This window comes from Pseudomonas cedrina subsp. cedrina, assembly GCF_001983175.1.
GTDB lineage: Bacteria > Pseudomonadota > Gammaproteobacteria > Pseudomonadales > Pseudomonadaceae > Aquipseudomonas > Aquipseudomonas cedrina.
This window is the reverse complement of record NZ_MNPW01000008.1, coordinates 116,947-132,884: the sequence shown is the minus strand read 5'-3', so window position 1 is coordinate 132,884 and position 15,938 is coordinate 116,947. Positions and strand designations below refer to the sequence as shown.

The 15,938-nt window shown below is 61.9% G+C and carries 15 protein-coding genes; 10 read left to right on the top strand and 5 right to left on the bottom strand.

Annotated elements, in window-relative coordinates; translation table 11 throughout:
* Positions 1–122: 122 nt before the first annotated feature.
* Positions 123–449, bottom strand: coding sequence for a DUF1820 family protein (locus BLL36_RS17925; RefSeq protein ID WP_076952681.1), 327 nt, complete (start codon positions 447–449; stop codon positions 123–125).
* 131 nt (positions 450–580) lie between these two features.
* Here BLL36_RS17925 and miaB point away from each other — a divergent pair, with 131 nt between their 5' ends.
* From miaB to lnt, 5 genes are all read left to right on the top strand, one after another.
* The gene (miaB, locus tag BLL36_RS17920) at positions 581–1,909 is read left to right on the top strand and encodes a tRNA (N6-isopentenyl adenosine(37)-C2)-methylthiotransferase MiaB (RefSeq protein WP_076952680.1); all 1,329 of its coding nucleotides are present in this window, start codon (positions 581–583) and stop codon (positions 1,907–1,909) included.
* 236 nt (positions 1,910–2,145) lie between these two features.
* Entirely contained in the window at positions 2,146–3,150 is a 1,005-nt protein-coding gene (locus BLL36_RS17915) for a PhoH family protein (protein WP_076952679.1), read from the top strand.
* Positions 3,143–3,601, top strand: a complete 459-nt coding sequence (gene ybeY, locus BLL36_RS17910) for an rRNA maturation RNase YbeY (RefSeq protein WP_076952678.1) — start codon at positions 3,143–3,145, stop codon at positions 3,599–3,601. The genes BLL36_RS17915 and ybeY overlap by 8 nt, the downstream gene beginning before the upstream one ends.
* Before the next feature lie 41 nt (positions 3,602–3,642).
* Entirely contained in the window at positions 3,643–4,482 is an 840-nt protein-coding gene (locus tag BLL36_RS17905; protein ID WP_057724910.1) for an HlyC/CorC family transporter, read from the top strand.
* 8 nt (positions 4,483–4,490) lie between these two features.
* Positions 4,491–6,014 (top strand): apolipoprotein N-acyltransferase, encoded by a 1,524-nt coding sequence (gene lnt, locus BLL36_RS17900; RefSeq protein WP_076952677.1) that lies wholly within the window; start codon positions 4,491–4,493, stop codon positions 6,012–6,014.
* Positions 6,015–6,133: 119 nt separating this feature from the next.
* Here the strand turns inward: lnt and BLL36_RS17895 are convergent, their stop codons facing one another.
* Both BLL36_RS17895 and BLL36_RS17890 read right to left on the bottom strand, forming a co-directional pair.
* On the bottom strand, positions 6,134–6,895 hold the full coding sequence (locus BLL36_RS17895) for a YdcF family protein (RefSeq protein ID WP_076952676.1): 762 nt from the start codon (positions 6,893–6,895) through the stop codon (positions 6,134–6,136).
* 100 nt (positions 6,896–6,995) lie between these two features.
* Complete coding sequence (locus BLL36_RS17890) at positions 6,996–7,313, bottom strand: hypothetical protein (RefSeq protein ID WP_076952675.1); 318 nt, start codon at positions 7,311–7,313, stop codon at positions 6,996–6,998.
* Positions 7,314–7,574: 261 nt separating this feature from the next.
* On the opposite strand from BLL36_RS17890, the gene leuS reads away from it, so the two are divergent.
* The 5 genes from leuS (at position 7,575) to BLL36_RS17865 (ending at position 13,734) form a co-directional block, all read left to right on the top strand.
* On the top strand, positions 7,575–10,181 hold the full coding sequence (leuS, locus tag BLL36_RS17885; protein WP_076952674.1) for a leucine--tRNA ligase: 2,607 nt from the start codon (positions 7,575–7,577) through the stop codon (positions 10,179–10,181).
* A gap of 88 nt (positions 10,182–10,269) precedes the next feature.
* A complete protein-coding gene (locus BLL36_RS17880; RefSeq protein WP_076952673.1) occupies positions 10,270–10,875 on the top strand; it encodes an LPS-assembly lipoprotein LptE in 606 nt (201 codons plus the stop codon).
* A gap of 39 nt (positions 10,876–10,914) precedes the next feature.
* Positions 10,915–11,952: a DNA polymerase III subunit delta gene (holA, locus tag BLL36_RS17875; RefSeq protein ID WP_076952672.1), complete on the top strand. Its 1,038-nt coding sequence runs from the start codon at positions 10,915–10,917 to the stop codon at positions 11,950–11,952.
* A 230-nt stretch (positions 11,953–12,182) separates the two neighbouring features.
* Positions 12,183–12,347, top strand: coding sequence for an alternative ribosome rescue factor ArfA (gene arfA / locus BLL36_RS17870; RefSeq protein ID WP_003176285.1), 165 nt, complete (start codon positions 12,183–12,185; stop codon positions 12,345–12,347).
* A 61-nt stretch (positions 12,348–12,408) separates the two neighbouring features.
* Positions 12,409–13,734, top strand: coding sequence for a lytic murein transglycosylase (locus BLL36_RS17865; protein ID WP_076952671.1), 1,326 nt, complete (start codon positions 12,409–12,411; stop codon positions 13,732–13,734).
* A 108-nt stretch (positions 13,735–13,842) separates the two neighbouring features.
* Here BLL36_RS17865 and BLL36_RS17860 read toward each other — a convergent pair whose 3' ends face one another.
* Positions 13,843–14,760: a S66 peptidase family protein gene (locus BLL36_RS17860; protein ID WP_076952670.1), complete on the bottom strand. Its 918-nt coding sequence runs from the start codon at positions 14,758–14,760 to the stop codon at positions 13,843–13,845.
* A 165-nt stretch (positions 14,761–14,925) separates the two neighbouring features.
* Positions 14,926–15,927, bottom strand: a complete 1,002-nt coding sequence (lipA, locus tag BLL36_RS17855) for a lipoyl synthase (protein WP_162279261.1) — start codon at positions 15,925–15,927, stop codon at positions 14,926–14,928.
* Between the last annotated feature and the right edge of the window lie 11 nt (positions 15,928–15,938).

The following is a 15,938-nucleotide window of genomic DNA, read 5'->3' as shown; positions in this document are numbered from 1 at the left end:
CTAAACCCTTTTACCGCCATCGCAGGCAAGCCAGCTCCTACAGTTGAATGCATTCCAAAGTTGGAACTCGATCGACTGTGGGAGCTGGCTTGCCTGCGATGGACGCGACGCGGTCTAACGCCCTACTTCTCAGGCATCGGCATCGGAAACGGCATCACATTGCTGGTGCCCCGCGCCTCGCTGATCTTCGGCGTGCCCATGCGCTCGACCTCATCGATGCGCACAATCGAATGCATCGGCACAAAACTGCGCACCACGCCTTCAAACTGCGCCTTGAGCTTCTCTTCGCCCGGGTCGACGACCAACTGGGTGCGCTCGCCAAAGACGAACTCTTCCACCTCCAGGAAACCCCACAGATCGCTCTGATAGATCTGCTTGGCGTACATTTCGAACACCTGGCCCTGGTTGAGGAAAATCACCTTATAGATTGGAGCTTCACGTTTGGTCATGGTGGGCGGATAACACATCGGGGATATAAAAGAGGGCGCGAACTATAGCATGGCACCCGATGCACAGCGCTAGGAACCAATGGGCATGCCCCCTATAATGCGCGGTTCTTTACCACCAGTTGACGATTCCCATGGCCAAGAAGCTTTACATCGAAACCCACGGTTGCCAGATGAACGAGTACGACAGCTCGCGCATGGTCGACCTGCTGGGCGAACATCAGGCCCTGGAAGTCACCGCCCGCGCCGAAGATGCCGACGTGATCCTGCTCAATACCTGCTCGATCCGCGAGCGGGCCCAGGACCGTGTCTACTCGCAGCTGGGCCGCTGGCGCGAACTGAAACTGGCCAACCCGGACATGGTGATCGCCGTCGGCGGTTGCGTGGCCAGCCAGGAAGGTGCCGCGATCCGCGACCGCGCGCCCTATGTCGACGTGGTGTTCGGCCCGCAGACCCTGCACCGCTTGCCGGAAATGATCGACGCCGCGCGCCTCACCAAGCTGCCGCAGGTCGACGTGTCCTTCCCGGAGATCGAAAAATTCGACCATTTGCCCGAGCCACGCATCGACGGGCCGAGCGCCTACGTGTCGGTCATGGAAGGCTGCAGCAAGTACTGCACCTTTTGCGTGGTGCCTTACACCCGTGGCGAAGAAGTCAGCCGGCCGTTTGACGATGTCATGTCAGAAATTATCCACCTGGCCGAAAATGGCGTGCGTGAAGTGACCCTGCTGGGCCAGAACGTCAACGGTTATCGCGGCCAGACCCACGACGGCCGCCTGGCCGACCTGGCGGAGTTGATCCGCGTGGTCGCGGCCGTGGACGGGATCGAGCGCATTCGCTACACCACCTCGCACCCGCTGGAGTTTTCCGACAGCCTGATCCAGGCCCACGCCGAAGTGCCGGAGCTGGTCAAGCACCTGCACTTGCCGGTGCAATCGGGCTCGGACCGCATCCTGGCGGCCATGAAGCGCAACCACACCGCCCTGGAGTACAAATCCAAACTGCGCAAATTGCGCGCGGCGGTGCCGGGCATCTGCATCAGCTCGGACTTTATCGTCGGCTTCCCCGGCGAGACCGAGAAAGACTTCGAGCAGACCATGAAGCTGATCGAAGACGTCGGTTTCGACTTCTCCTACTCGTTCGTCTACAGCCAGCGCCCCGGCACCCCGGCGGCCGACTTGGCGGATGAAACCCCGGAAGCGCTGAAAAAAGAGCGCCTGAACGCGCTGCAACATCGCCTGAACCAACAAGGTTTCGAGATCAGCCGACAAATGGTCGGTTCGACCCAGCGCATCCTGGTCACCGACTACTCGAAAAAAGACCCCGGCGAATTGCAGGGCCGTACTGAGAACAACCGAATCGTCAACTTCCGGTGCGACAATCCGACCCTGATCGGCCAGTTTGCCGAGGTGCATATCGATGCGGCGCAACCGCATTCGTTGCGGGGGTCGTTGATCAACTGACACGCAGGTCTCAAGACAAATGAAGATCAAATGTGGGAGCTGGCTTGCCTGCGATAGCGGTGCAACAGGCAATATCTTTTTTGAATGTGCCGGCCCTATCGCAGGCAAGCCAGCTCCCACAGTAGATTTTTGTTGTTCTTGAGAGATAACCCAGTCCATTTAAGTGCTTTCGCACACGGGCGGCTGGCGTTATTCTCTAATCCACCTCAACAGCCAAAGGGCGGCTAAAAGCGACCTTGAACGCACCCATAGTAGAACCCCATCGTTTCATTCTCGAGCCGTTTGAGGCTCGCCGTTTCGCCAACCTGTGCGGACAGTTCGACGAGCACCTGCGCCTGATCGAACAACGCCTGAGCATCGAGATCCGCAACCGCGGCAATCAGTTCGAGCTCATTGGTGAACCCCAACACACGACGTCCGCAGAAAACCTGCTGCGCCGCCTCTACCGCGAAACCAAGGGTAGCGAGCTGTCGCCGGAAACCGTGCACCTGTACCTGCAGGAATCGGCGGTCGAAGACCTCGCCAACAACCCCGTGGCCGAAGCCAGCGTGGCGTTGCGTACCAAAAAAGGCATGATTCGCCCGCGCGGCTTGAATCAGCAGAAGTACGTCAAGGAAATCCTCGGCAACGACATCAACTTCGGCATCGGCCCCGCCGGTACCGGCAAGACCTACCTGGCCGTGGCCTGCGCGGTCGACGCGCTGGAGCGCGAGCAGGTGCGTCGCATCCTGTTGGTGCGCCCGGCGGTCGAGGCCGGCGAGAAGCTCGGCTTCCTGCCCGGCGACCTGGCCCAGAAGATTGACCCGTACCTGCGCCCGCTCTATGACGCGCTCTACGAGATGCTCGGCTTCGAATATGTGGCCAAGCTGATCGAACGCCAGGTGATCGAAATCGCTCCGCTGGCCTACATGCGCGGACGCACCTTGAACAACAGCTTCATCATCCTCGACGAGAGCCAGAACACCACCGTCGAACAAATGAAGATGTTCCTCACCCGCATCGGTTTCGGCTCCACTGCCGTGATCACCGGTGACGTCACCCAGGTTGACCTGCCCAAGGGCACCAAATCGGGCCTGGCCCAGGTGATCGAAGTGCTCAAGGACGTACCGGGTATCAGCTTCACGCACTTCATGCCCAAGGACGTGGTGCGCCACCCGCTGGTGCAGCGCATTGTCGAGGCCTATGAGCGCTTCGATCATCGCGACGACGCACCGGCCAAGGACGCACGCCGCGATGCTTGAGCTTGACCTGCAGTTGGCCACCGAAGCATCCGTCCCCAGCGAAGCACAGTTTCGCCAATGGTGTGCGCTGGCCCTGCGCCAGCGCAGCGCCGACTCGGAACTGACCATCCGTCTGGTGGATGAACCCGAAGGTCGAGCGCTGAACCACACCTGGCGTCAAAAGGATTACGCGACCAACGTGTTGTCCTTTCCCGCTGATGTACCGGATGAGCTGCTGGATATCCCGCTGCTGGGCGATCTGGTGATTTGCGTCGAGGTGGTGGAACGCGAAGCGAAGGAACAGGGCAAGGCTCTTGAGGCCCATTGGGCCCATCTGGTCATCCACGGCTGCTTGCATCTCTTGGGTTACGACCATATAGACGATGACGAAGCCGAGGAAATGGAAGCACTGGAACAAACGTTGCTTGCAGAACTGGGCCATCCGGACCCGTATGCGGACGACGAAGTTTAAAAACACTCAACTGTCACACTAAAGGATTCAGAGTAATCGCTATGAGCGAAGACCGATCGAGCAACGGGCAGAAGTCATGGCTGGGGAAACTGACCCAGGCTTTTGCCCACGAGCCGAAAAACCGCCAGGAGCTGCTTGAGCTGCTGCGCGAGGCCCACCAGAACAAGTTGCTGGACAGCGAAGCGCTGGCCATCGTCGAAGGCGCCATTCAGGTGGCTGACCTGCAAGTACGCGACATCATGGTCCCGCGCTCGCAGATGATCAGCATCAGGGCGACCCAGACCCCACGGGAGTTCCTCCCGGCCGTGATCGACTCGGCGCACTCGCGCTACCCGGTAATCGGCGAAAGCCATGACGACGTCATGGGCGTCCTGCTGGCCAAGGACCTGCTGCCGCTGATCCTCAAGGAGAACGGCGACAGCTTCAACATCAAGGACCTGCTGCGTCCGGCCACCTTCGTGCCCGAATCCAAGCGCCTGAACGTGCTGCTGCGTGAATTCCGCGCCAATCACAACCACATGGCCATTGTGATCGACGAATACGGCGGCGTGGCCGGCCTGGTGACGATTGAAGACGTGCTGGAGCAGATCGTCGGTGACATCGAAGACGAGCACGACGTCGAGGAAGACAGCTACATCAAGCCACTGCCCAGCGGTGATTTCCTGATCAAGGCGCTGACGCCGATCGAGAACTTCAACGAATTTTTCGACAGCGAGTTCTCCGACGACGAGTTCGACACCGTCGGCGGCCTGGTGATGAGCGCGTTCGGGCATCTGCCAAAACGTAACGAAACCACCGAGATCGGCGCGTATCGCTTCCGCATCCTGAATGCCGACAGCCGTCGTATCCACCTGATCCGTCTGACCCCTATTGCCCGATAAGGACTCAAATGCGCCGTCTGATCGCACCCGGCTGGCCCGGTAATCTGCTGGCCGTGGTGGCCGGCGCCATCACCACCCTGGCGTTGGCGCCGTTCGATCTGTGGCCGCTTGCCCTGGTGGCGGTCGGGTTCTTTTACGTGGGGCTGCGGGAATTGAGCCCACGCCAGGCACTGGGCCGTGGCTGGTGTTTCGGTTTCGGCCTGTTTGGCGCCGGCACCAGCTGGATCTACTACAGCATTCACCACTTCGGCGGCGCTTCGGTGCTGCTGGCGGGCTTCCTGATGCTGCTGTTTACCGCCGCCATCGCCTGGTTCTTCGCCCTGCCCGCCTGGCTGTGGGCGCGCTGGCTGCGTCGCAATGAGGCACCGCTGGCGGATGCGTTGACATTCGCCGCATTGTGGGTCGGCCAGGAAGCGTTTCGGGGCTGGTTCCTTACTGGCTTTCCGTGGTTGTACTCCGGTTACAGCCAGCTTGAAGGCCCCCTCTCGGGCCTGGCGCCGGTGGGCGGCATGTGGCTGATTTCGTTTGCCCTCGCACTGACCGCGGCGCTGCTGTGCAACCTGCCGCGCCTGCTGGCAGGCAAGCGCAACGCATTCATCGGCGCGGGCCTGGTGCTGCTGGTGGCGCCCTGGGCGATCGGCCTGGCGCTCAAGCATCACGCCTGGACCAGCCCGTCTGGCGCGCCGCTGACCGTTGCAGCTCTTCAAGGCAATGTTGAACAAAGCATGAAGTGGGACCCGGAGCAGCTCAATGCGCAGCTCGCGCTGTACCGTGACATGAGCTTCGCTTCCAAGCGCGTCGACCTGCTGGTGTGGCCGGAGACCGCCGTGCCCGTTCTCAAGGAGTCCGTCGAAGGCTACCTGGGCATGATGGGCAAGTTCGCCGCCGATCGGCATACGGCGCTGATCACCGGCGTGCCGATCCGCCAGGAAGTGCATCACCAGAAGCGCTACTTCAACGGCATCACCGTGGTCGGCGAAGGCGACGGCACCTACCTCAAGCAGAAACTGGTGCCGTTCGGTGAGTACGTGCCACTGCAGGACATGCTGCGCGGCCTGATCGCCTTTTTCGATCTGCCGATGTCGGACTTCGCCCGCGGCCCCGCCGACCAGGCGATGTTGCAGGCCAAGGGCTACCAGATTGCGCCGTTCATTTGCTACGAAGTGGTGTACCCGGAATTCGCCGCCGGCCTGTCGGCCCAGAGCGACCTGTTGCTGACCATCAGCAACGACACCTGGTTCGGCCGCTCCATCGGTCCCTTGCAGCACCTGCAAATGGCGCAGATGCGGGCATTGGAGGCGGGCCGCTGGATGATCCGCGCCACCAACAATGGCGTGACCGGCCTGATCAACCCATTCGGGCAGATCACCGCGCAGATCCCGCAATTCGAGCGCGGCATTCTCTACGGTGAAGTGGTGCCGATGCACAATCTCACGCCGTACCTGCAATGGCGGTCGTGGCCGTTGATTATTGTGTGCGTGGTGCTGTTCGGCTGGGCGCTGCTGGCGGCCCGCATGTCGAAAACCGTCTAACCGGCAGACACAAAACCTTTGTGGGAGCTGGCTTGCCTGCGATGCAGACACCTCGGTGTTCAGTGATACCGAGGTGATGCCATCGCAGGCAAGCCAGCTCCCACATTTGCCCTGCGGTGTTACCTGTAAAATACCCGATAACCCACCTGCCCTACCGCTTCATTGATCAACTGCCCGCTCTGCCATATCGACTTGAATTCCGGCAACCAGCCACCCAGCGGGCGAGCGTTATCCACCCCCAGAAACCCCACCGGCGCAGGCACTACGGTGAAACCGGCTTTCTCAAAACTCCATACCGCCCGCGGCATATGCGAGGCATGAGTCACGACTACCACACGTTTGACGCCTTCGGGCAGTAGTATCTCAGCGCTCATCTGCGCATTTTCCCACGTAGTGCGGCTGCGCTCTTCCTTCCAACGCACGTTCACGCCGAAGTCATCGCGCATCGACACCGCCATCAACTCGGCCTCGCTGGGCGGCGTGCCGTAATGCAGGCCGCCGGTGGTCAGCACCGGCAAACCGGACGCCTTGGCCAAGCGCGCGGCATAACGCTGGCGTTCCAGGCCGATACCGGTGGGCTGGTCGGTGCCCCAGGCCGGGTCTCCACGCTCGCGTCCCGACCCCAGCACCACAATGGCGTCGGCGCGCCCAGCCAGGGTCGACCAATCTTCCCGCGCCAGCGGCGGCTCGGTTTCCAGGGCCCGTGCGCCCCACTCCACCACCGCCGGCAGGCTGATCAGCCACATCCCGCCGAACCCCAAGGCAAAACAACACGCCGCCAGGCGTGGGCGGCTGCGACGAAACCACCAGGCAAGGGCCAGCAACAGCAAGAGAATGCCGGGCGGCAGGAGCAGTTGTTTGATGAAATAACGAATAGGCATCGAGCATCTCCATAGATGCCCGAAGCCTAAGGTGTAACGGGGTTTAGCGACAATCTTTACGGTGAAATGGCGCGGTGATGCGGTACAGGAGAGCGGTTGACTACGTGTAGCGGGCGGACCGGAGTTTTTCCGGGCCACGACCGGCAGACAAGTCCTTGAGCCACACCACCTTGGCAGAGTGAGCAGGCCCCTTGGCTGGCGGGGTCGCCACCCAGGGAGGCGTGGTACGCCCATTGCGTTCCAGATAAGCCTTGATCAGCTCCAGCTCCGCGCGGCTCAAACCGCGCAACTCCAACTCAACGGGCCGTTCATCACGCAATCGGCCCGCCGTCCTCGCCGCATCCAATGCACGACCCAAACGGTCGATCAATCCTTCGTAGATATCCGGTTTCGATACGATTCGCTGCGATTCAACCATCCCCTCACCTCATTGAAGAAAGACTTGCTCCCCAATAAACAGCGTAGTCCCCGTTGCTGCGCCTGCCTGGCGCCGCGACAGACGGCCTGGCCTGCGCAATCAGGGTTTCCCTCGATAGAGCGGGCTCATGTATGCTACGGCGCTTCCTGTCACTCCACTTCCCGCAGGGTTTGGGCACGGACGCGCCGCTTTCTGGTGTCGATCAACCTGAACGTTGCACCGAAGAGGATTAGGCCACCCCTATCCAGTTCAAAAGTAGCCATGCACGAACACTATCAGCCCCGTGAAATAGAAAATGCCGCCCAAACCTTCTGGGACGAGCAAAAGTCCTTTGAAGTCAGCGAACAGCCAGGCAAGGAGACTTTCTACTGCCTGTCGATGTTCCCTTACCCCAGCGGCAAGCTACACATGGGGCATGTGCGCAACTACACCATCGGCGACGTAATTTCCCGCTACCAGCGCATGCAAGGCAAGAACGTCCTGCAACCCATGGGTTGGGACGCCTTCGGCATGCCGGCGGAAAACGCCGCGATGAAAAACAACGTGGCGCCCGCCAAGTGGACCTACGAAAACATCGCCTACATGAAGAACCAGCTGCGCAGCCTGGGCCTGGCGGTGGACTGGTCCCGTGAAGTGACCACCTGCAAGCCGGACTACTACCGCTGGGAACAATGGCTGTTCACGCGCCTGTTCGAAAAAGGTGTGATCTACAAAAAGAGCGGTACCGTGAACTGGGACCCGATCGACCAGACCGTGCTGGCTAACGAGCAGGTGATCGACGGTCGCGGCTGGCGCTCCGGCGCGCTGATCGAGAAGCGCGAAATCCCGATGTACTACTTCAAGATCACCGCCTACGCCGATGAGCTCTTGTCGAGCCTCGACGACCTGCCGGGCTGGCCTGAACAGGTCAAGACCATGCAGCGCAACTGGATCGGCAAGTCCAAGGGCATGGAAGTGCAGTTCCCGTACAACGTCGATTCGATCGGCGAAGCGGGCGTGCTCAAAGTCTTTACCACCCGTCCGGACACCCTGATGGGCGCGACCTACGTCGCCGTGGCCGCTGAACACCCGCTGGCCGCCCAGGCCGCACGCAACAACCCTGAGCTGCAGGCGTTCATCGCCGAATGCAAAGGTGGCAGCGTGGCTGAAGCCGACGTCGCCACCCAGGAGAAAAAAGGCCTGCCGACCGGGCTGTTCGTCGAGCACCCGCTGACTGGCGAGAAATTGCCGGTATGGGTCGCCAACTATGTGCTGATGCACTACGGCGATGGCGCCGTCATGGCAGTACCGGCCCACGACGAGCGTGACTTCGAATTCGCCAGCAAATACAACCTGCCGATCAAGTCCGTGGTGCGCACCAGCGCGGGCGACACCAACCCGGCCCCGTGGCAGGACGCCTACGGCGAGCACGGTGAGCTGATCAACTCCGGCGAGTTCGACGGCCTGGATTTCCAGGGCGCTTTCGACGCGATTGAAGTCGCCCTGATCAAGAAAAACCTCGGTGCCTCGCGCACCCAGTTCCGCTTGCGTGACTGGGGCATCAGCCGCCAGCGCTACTGGGGCTGCCCGATCCCGATCATCCACTGCCAAAGCTGTGGCGACGTGCCGGTGCCGGAAGACCAACTGCCGGTCGTCCTGCCGGAAGACGTGGTACCGGACGGTGCCGGTTCGCCACTGGCGCGCATGCCAGAGTTCTACGAGTGCAGTTGCCCGAAATGCGGCCAGCCTGCCAAGCGTGAAACCGACACCATGGACACCTTCGTCGAGTCCTCGTGGTACTACGCCCGCTACGCCTCGCCGCACTATGCAGGCGGCCTGGTAGAAAAATCCGCCGCCGACCACTGGCTGCCGGTGGACCAGTACATCGGTGGTATCGAACACGCTATTCTTCACCTGCTGTACGCGCGCTTCTTCCACAAGCTGATGCGCGACGAAGGCCTGGTCAGTTCCGATGAGCCGTTCAAGAACCTGCTGACCCAGGGCATGGTGGTCGCCGAGACTTACTATCGCCGTGAAGCCAATGGCGCCTACACCTGGTTCAACCCGGCCGACGTCGAGCTCGAGCGCGACAGCAAAGCCAAGGTCATCAGCGCCAAGCTGATCGCCGACGGCCTGCCGGTGGAAATCGGCGGCACCGAGAAGATGGCCAAGTCGAAGAACAACGGCGTCGACCCTCAGTCGATGATCGATCAATTCGGCGCCGACACCTGCCGCCTGTTCATGATGTTCGCCTCGCCGCCCGACATGAGCGCCGAATGGTCCGACTCCGGCGTCGAAGGTTCGCACCGCTTCCTCAAGCGCGTCTGGCGCCTGGCGCACGCGCACATCAGCCAGGGCCTGCCGGGCAAGCTGGACGTGGCGACCTTGAACGACGAGCAGAAAGCCATTCGCCGCAGCACCCACCTGGCCATCAAGCAAGCCAGCCAGGACGTGGGCCAGCACCACAAGTTCAACACCGCCATCGCCCAGGTAATGACGCTGATGAACGTGCTGGAAAAAGCCCCACAAGCCACTGAACAGGATCGCGCGCTGGTGCAGGAAGGCCTGGAAACGGTCACCCTGCTGCTGGCCCCGATCACGCCGCACATCAGCCATGACCTGTGGAACCGTCTGGGCCACAGCGAAGCGGTCATCGATGCACGCTGGCCGGTGCAGGATGACAGCGCCCTGGTACAGGACACGCTGCAGCTGGTGATCCAGGTCAACGGCAAACTGCGCGGCCAGATCGACATGCCGGCCAGCGCGAGCCGCGAAGACGTGGAAGCGGCCGCCCGCATCAACGAAAACGTGCTGCGCTTCACCGAGGGCCTGACGATCCGCAAAGTGATCGTGGTGCCTGGCAAACTGGTCAATATCGTCGCTAGCTAATCGGATCGGGCGCAGGGCTTGAGCCCTGCGCCGAACAAAGCCTTCAGGGCCTCGATAAGGCCCACATGGTTTCAAGGGGAGCAACAAAATGATCAAACGCAATTTGCTGGTTATGGGCCTTGCCGTGCTGCTAAGCGCTTGCGGCTTCCAACTGCGCGGTACCGGCACCCAGGAACTGGCGATCAAGGAACTGGACGTCAGTGCCCGCGACGCCTACAGCGAAACAGTGACCCAGTTGCGTCAGGTCCTGGAAAACAGTGGCGTACACGTCTACACCGGCGCGACCTACAAGCTGTTCCTGGCCAACGAACGGGAAACCCAGCGCAACCTGAGTTATGCCAGCGCCGGGCGTGCGTCCGATATCGAACTGAGCACCGTGCTCAGCTTTGAAATCCAGGGCCACGACAAGCTGCCTTTGATGGGTGACGACATCCAGATCCAGAAAATCGTCAGCCACGACGGCAACAACCTGGTGGGTTCGGACTCCGAAACCATCCAAGTGCGCAAGGAAATGCGTCGCGAACTGGTACAGCGCATGATGCTGCGCCTGGCGATGATCACGCCGCAACAGCTTGAGGTCCTGCAGCAACGGGCTGACGACAAGGCCAAGGCTGACGCCGACGCACTCAAGGCTGCCCAAGAGTACGAAGACAACACGCCGAAACAATCGCCTGTTGAAGTCCCTGTCGAGTAAGCCAGACGGGGCGCGCCAAGCGCCCCGTTCGCCCTGCCTATGAAACTCGCCCCCGCCCAACTCGCCAAGCACCTGCAAGGTGGCCTCGCGCCTGTCTACATCGTCAGCGGCGATGATCCGCTGCTGTGCCAGGAAGCCGCCGACGCCATCCGCGCCGCCGTGCGCCAGCAAGGCTTCGATGAACGCCAGGTGTTCAGCGCCGACGCCAGTTTCGACTGGGGCACGCTGCTGCAAGCCGGCGCGAGCATGTCGCTGTTTGCCGAAAAACGCCTGCTGGAACTGCGCCTGCCTTCAGGCAAGCCCGGCGACAAGGGCGCGGCAGCCTTGATGGAATATTGCTCACGGCCTGCCGAAGACACGGTGCTGTTGATCAGCCTGCCCAAGCTCGATGGCAGTGCGCAGAAAACCAAATGGGGCAAGGCCCTGGTGGAAGGGGCACACACCCAGTTCATCCAGATCTGGCCGGTGGACAGCAGCCAACTGCCCCAGTGGATTCGCCAGCGCCTGTCTCAATCGGGGCTGTCGGCCACCCAGGACGCAGTCGAGCTGATCGCCGCGCGGGTCGAAGGCAACTTGCTGGCCGCCGCCCAGGAGATCGAAAAGCTCAAGCTGATGGCTGAAGACGGGCAGATCACCGTCGAAACCGTTCAGGGCGCCGTGGCTGACAGCGCGCGCTTTGACGTGTTCGGGCTGGTGGACGCAATCCTCAACGGCGAACCCGCCCACGCCCTGCGCATGCTCGAAGGCCTGCGCGGCGAAGGCGTGGAGCCACCGGTGATCCTGTGGGCCCTGGCCCGAGAACTGCGGGTGCTGGCCAATATTGCCTTGCAATACAGCCAGGGCACGCCGCTGGACAAATGTTTCAGCCAGGCTCGGCCGCCGGTCTGGGACAAGCGCAAGCCCCTGATGAGCAAAGCCCTGCAACGGCACTCGGCGCAACGCTGGGCGCAGCTTTTGCTGGAAGCGCAGCGCATCGATGCGCAGATCAAGGGCCAGGCAGCCGGTTCGCCGTGGATGAGCCTGAGCCGTTTGTCGCTGTTGATGTGCGGCCAGCGCCTGACCCTTCCCGCCGAATAACCCCGTCCAAAAAATCACCACAAAACCCTGTGGGAGCTGGCTTGCCTGCGATAGCGGTCGGTCAGCTTGCATCTCTGGCACTGATACACCGCTATCGCAGGCAAGCCAGCTCCCACATTGACTGTGCCCACATTACTCTGTGAAAACGCCTACGCATCGAGGGGCTTTACAGCGGCCAAACTTCGGCAGAAAATTTGCCCCGCTTCCCCTCACCTATCGAGAGTACCGACATGAGCAAAAAGCCATCCAAGCATGGCCCCAACAAGGCCAAATCCATCATCGCCCAGCCACTGTTCCGCAGCCGTCAGGAACGCGCCGGCAAGGGCAAAGGCAGCTACCGCCGCGAAGCCTTCCAGTCTAATAGCTGGGAGGCTTCTTACTTTCTGGCTGCCTGAAGGCAAGCGCCCCTCCGGCATGATAAGGTCTGCTTCTGATTTGTAATCCCTGGACCTGTGCATGCCCTCTAGTCTTTCCCGTCGTTGGCACCTTCGCCAATTGATCGCTGCCTCCAGCCTCATTCTGCTTGTCGCCTGCGCGGAAAAACCAACCGCCGCCGACGCTCAACCACTGCCCAAACTCCAGACCGCCCCGGTGGTCGCGCCTGCCGTAGTGGCCCCGCTGGCCGTGGACAACCTTGATATCCAACCCACCCAGACCTTTGCCGAATGGCAGGCCGGCTTTCGCGCGCAAGCCCTGCAGGCCGGCATCACTGCCGCCGTGTTCGACAATGCCTTCGCCAACGTCACGCCCGACATGGCAGTGATCCGCGCCGACCGCAGCCAGCCGGAATTTTCCCGCCCGGTGTGGGAATACCTGGACGGCGCCCTCTCGCCGGTGCGCGTGCGCAACGGCCAGGCCTTGCTGGTCAGGTACGCCGACATCCTGCAGAGCATCGAGCAACGCTACGGCGTCGACCGCCAGGCGCTGGTGTCGGTGTGGGGCATGGAAAGCAACTTCGGCCAGTTCCAGGGCAATAACTCGGTGATCCGCTCGCTGGCGACCCTGGCCTACGAAGGCCGTCGCCCGGCGTTTGCCCAGGCGCAACTGCTGGCGGCGTTGCAGATCATCCAGCACGGCGACATCCAGGCCGACCAGATGAAAGGCTCCTGGGCCGGCGCCATGGGCCAGACCCAATTTATTCCGACCACCTACAACACCCACGCCGTGGACTTCGATGGCGACGGTCGCCGCGATATCTGGAACAGCCCGGCCGACGCCCTCGCCTCAACCGCGCACTACCTGCAAAGCTCCGGCTGGCAGAAAGGCCAGCCATGGGGTTTCGAGGTAAAACAACTGCCGACGAACTTTGATTACGCCCTCGCCGACGGTGGCATCCGCAAGACCGTCGCTGAATGGTTGAAACTCGGCATCCAACTGCCACCCGGCGCCAGCCTGCCGCCCGACGTCGACCAACTGTCCGCCGCGCTATTGCTGCCAGCGGGTTACCGTGGCCCGGCGTTCCTGGTGCTGGATAACTTCCGTGCGATCCTCAAGTACAACAACTCGTCGTCCTACGCGCTGGCGGTTGGCTTGCTGTCGGAGCGGTTCGGCGGTGGCGGCGTGATTCGTGGCGATTGGCCAAAAGATGAGCTGCCGTTGAGCCGCTCGCAGCGTATCGATTTGCAGACGGCGTTGAGTGCCAATGGCTATGACGCGGGCAACCCGGACGGGATCATCGGCGCCAATACGCGCAAGGCGATCCGCGCGGCGCAGCAGGCGCTGGGCTGGCCGGCGGATGGGTATCCGACGGTGAAACTGCTGGAATCGTTGCAGAACCGTTAGATCTGCTTATGGCGACCACCGCTATCGCAGGCAAGCCAGCTCCCACATTTGGAATGCATTTCCCTGTGGGAGCTGGCTTGCCTGCGATGAGGCCCTGCCGGGCAACAACTACTTAAAGACCACATCCTGCTCCAGCACCACCCGCTGCTCTCCCGCATCCAACCGCACCCACGCGCCCATCGGCAGCGTCAGGTTCGGGTCACAATGCCCGCTGCGCCAGCCGGACAGCACCGGAATGCACAGCGGCGCAAAGGTCTGCTTCAACAGACGCTCCAAGGCAACAGACTCCACACCCGCCACATCCCCCACCAGCACCCCCGCAACCTGCTGCAGCTTGCCCGCCAGGCGCAAATGCGTGAGCAGGCGGTCGATGCGGTAGATCGGCTCGTTGATGTCTTCGATGAACAGGATGATGCCGTCGGCGTCGATCTCGTAAGGCGTGCCCATCACTGCCGCGATCATCGACAGGTTGCCGCCCAGCAAACGCCCACAGGCGATGCCTGGCTCAAGGGTGGTCAACGGGAAGGCTGCGGGGTGGGCAAGCACGCTGCCCGCACCAAGGTCACCGCGCAGCAGGCCGAGCAATGACGACTCGGTGGGTGGTTGCTTGGCACCGAGCAGGTCGGCATTGAGCATGGGCCCGTGGAAGGTCACGAAACCAGCGTAGCGGTTGATCGCCAGGTGCAAGGCGGTGATGTCGCTGTAGCCGACGAAGGGCTTGGGGTTGGCGCGCAGCAGTTCGAAATCCAGGCTGTCGAGCAGGCGTGGCGTGCCGTAGCCGCCGCGCAGGCAGAAGATGGCGTCGATGGCAGGGTCGGCGAAGGCGCTGTGCAGGTCGTTGAGGCGGACTTTATCGCTGCCGGCGAGGTAACCGTCTCGCTCATACACACCAGGGAAGATTCGCAGGTCATAGCCGCGGGCGCGCATCCATTGGCCGGCTTTTTCGACGTCCAGCGCGGCGGGGCCGGCGGGGGCGATCAGGGCGATGGTGCCTTCGGATCGCAAGGCAGGTACGGCAATGCTCATCCACAACTCTCCCTAAATTAGCGCAGAACGAACTGTGGGAGCTGGCTTGCCTGCGATGGCATCACCTCGGTACATCTGTTGTACCGAAGTGTCTGCATCGCAGGCAAGCCAGCTCCCACATAAGCCCGCTCCCACATTGGATCAGCGGTGTTGGCCAAATTTGTATTACGAGACCAGACTCGCCTTGACCAGCTTGGCCTGCTCGTCCGCGTGGTACGAGGAGCGCACCAGCGGGCCGGACGCCACGTTCTTGAAGCCCATCTTGTAGCCTTCCTCGGCGAACCAGGCGAAGGTGTCCGGGTGCACGAAACGCTGCACCGGCAAGTGGCTGCGGGACGGTTGCAGGTACTGGCCCAGGGTCAGCATATCGATGTCGTGTTCGCGCATGCGCTTCATGACTTCGATCACTTCTTCGTCGGTCTCGCCCAGGCCCAGCATCAAGCCGGATTTGGTCGGAATGTGCGGCATCATCTGCTTGAATTTCTGCAGCAGGGTCAGCGACCACTGGTAATCCGAACCCGGACGCGCGGCCTTGTACAGGCGCGGTACGGTTTCCAGGTTGTGGTTGAATACATCCGGCGGCTCGGCGGCGGTGATTTGCAGCGCCACGTCCATACGGCCACGGTAGTCCGGCACCAGGGTTTCGAGCATGACGTTCGGCGACAGCTTGCGAATTTCGCGGATGCAGTCGGCAAAGTGCTGGGCGCCGCCGTCACGCAGGTCGTCGCGGTCGACCGAGGTGATCACCACGTATTTGAGTTTCAGGTCGGCGATGGCGATAGCCAGGCTCTCCGGCTCATTGACGTCCAGAGGCTTCGGCCGGCCGTGGCCGACGTCGCAGAATGGGCAACGACGGGTGCAAATGTCGCCCATGATCATGAAGGTGGCGGTGCCGCCGGAGAAGCACTCGCCCAGGTTCGGGCAGGAGGCTTCTTCGCACACGCTATGCAGCTTGTGCTTGCGCAGCAGGGCCTTGATACGGTCGACTTCCGGCGAAACCGGGATGCGCACGCGGATCCAGTCGGGTTTCTTCGGCAGTTCGGTGGTCGGAATGATCTTCACCGGGATGCGTGCAACCTTCTCGGCGCCGCGCAGCTTGACGCCGGCTTCCACCTTGGCACGCGGGGCCGGGGCCGGACGGTCGGTCACGTCGACCGTCGGGATCATGGTTTGCACTG

Bases quoted from the DNA above. Each gene is read 5' to 3' on its own strand.
- BLL36_RS17925 (WP_076952681.1), bottom strand. From the start codon at position 449: ATGACCAAACGTGAAGCTCCAATCTATAAGGTGATTTTCCTCAACCAG.
- miaB (WP_076952680.1), top strand. From the start codon at position 581: ATGGCCAAGAAGCTTTACATCGAAACCCACGGTTGCCAGATGAACGAG.
- ybeY (WP_076952678.1), top strand. From the start codon at position 3,143: ATGCTTGAGCTTGACCTGCAGTTGGCCACCGAAGCATCCGTCCCCAGC.
- BLL36_RS17905 (WP_057724910.1), top strand. From the start codon at position 3,643: ATGAGCGAAGACCGATCGAGCAACGGGCAGAAGTCATGGCTGGGGAAA.
- lnt (WP_076952677.1), top strand. From the start codon at position 4,491: ATGCGCCGTCTGATCGCACCCGGCTGGCCCGGTAATCTGCTGGCCGTG.
- BLL36_RS17895 (WP_076952676.1), bottom strand. From the start codon at position 6,895: ATGCCTATTCGTTATTTCATCAAACAACTGCTCCTGCCGCCCGGCATT.
- BLL36_RS17890 (WP_076952675.1), bottom strand. From the start codon at position 7,313: ATGGTTGAATCGCAGCGAATCGTATCGAAACCGGATATCTACGAAGGA.
- leuS (WP_076952674.1), top strand. From the start codon at position 7,575: ATGCACGAACACTATCAGCCCCGTGAAATAGAAAATGCCGCCCAAACC.
- BLL36_RS17880 (WP_076952673.1), top strand. From the start codon at position 10,270: ATGATCAAACGCAATTTGCTGGTTATGGGCCTTGCCGTGCTGCTAAGC.
- holA (WP_076952672.1), top strand. From the start codon at position 10,915: ATGAAACTCGCCCCCGCCCAACTCGCCAAGCACCTGCAAGGTGGCCTC.
- arfA (WP_003176285.1), top strand. From the start codon at position 12,183: ATGAGCAAAAAGCCATCCAAGCATGGCCCCAACAAGGCCAAATCCATC.
- BLL36_RS17865 (WP_076952671.1), top strand. From the start codon at position 12,409: ATGCCCTCTAGTCTTTCCCGTCGTTGGCACCTTCGCCAATTGATCGCT.
- BLL36_RS17860 (WP_076952670.1), bottom strand. From the start codon at position 14,760: ATGAGCATTGCCGTACCTGCCTTGCGATCCGAAGGCACCATCGCCCTG.
- lipA (WP_162279261.1), bottom strand. From the start codon at position 15,927: ATGATCCCGACGGTCGACGTGACCGACCGTCCGGCCCCGGCCCCGCGT.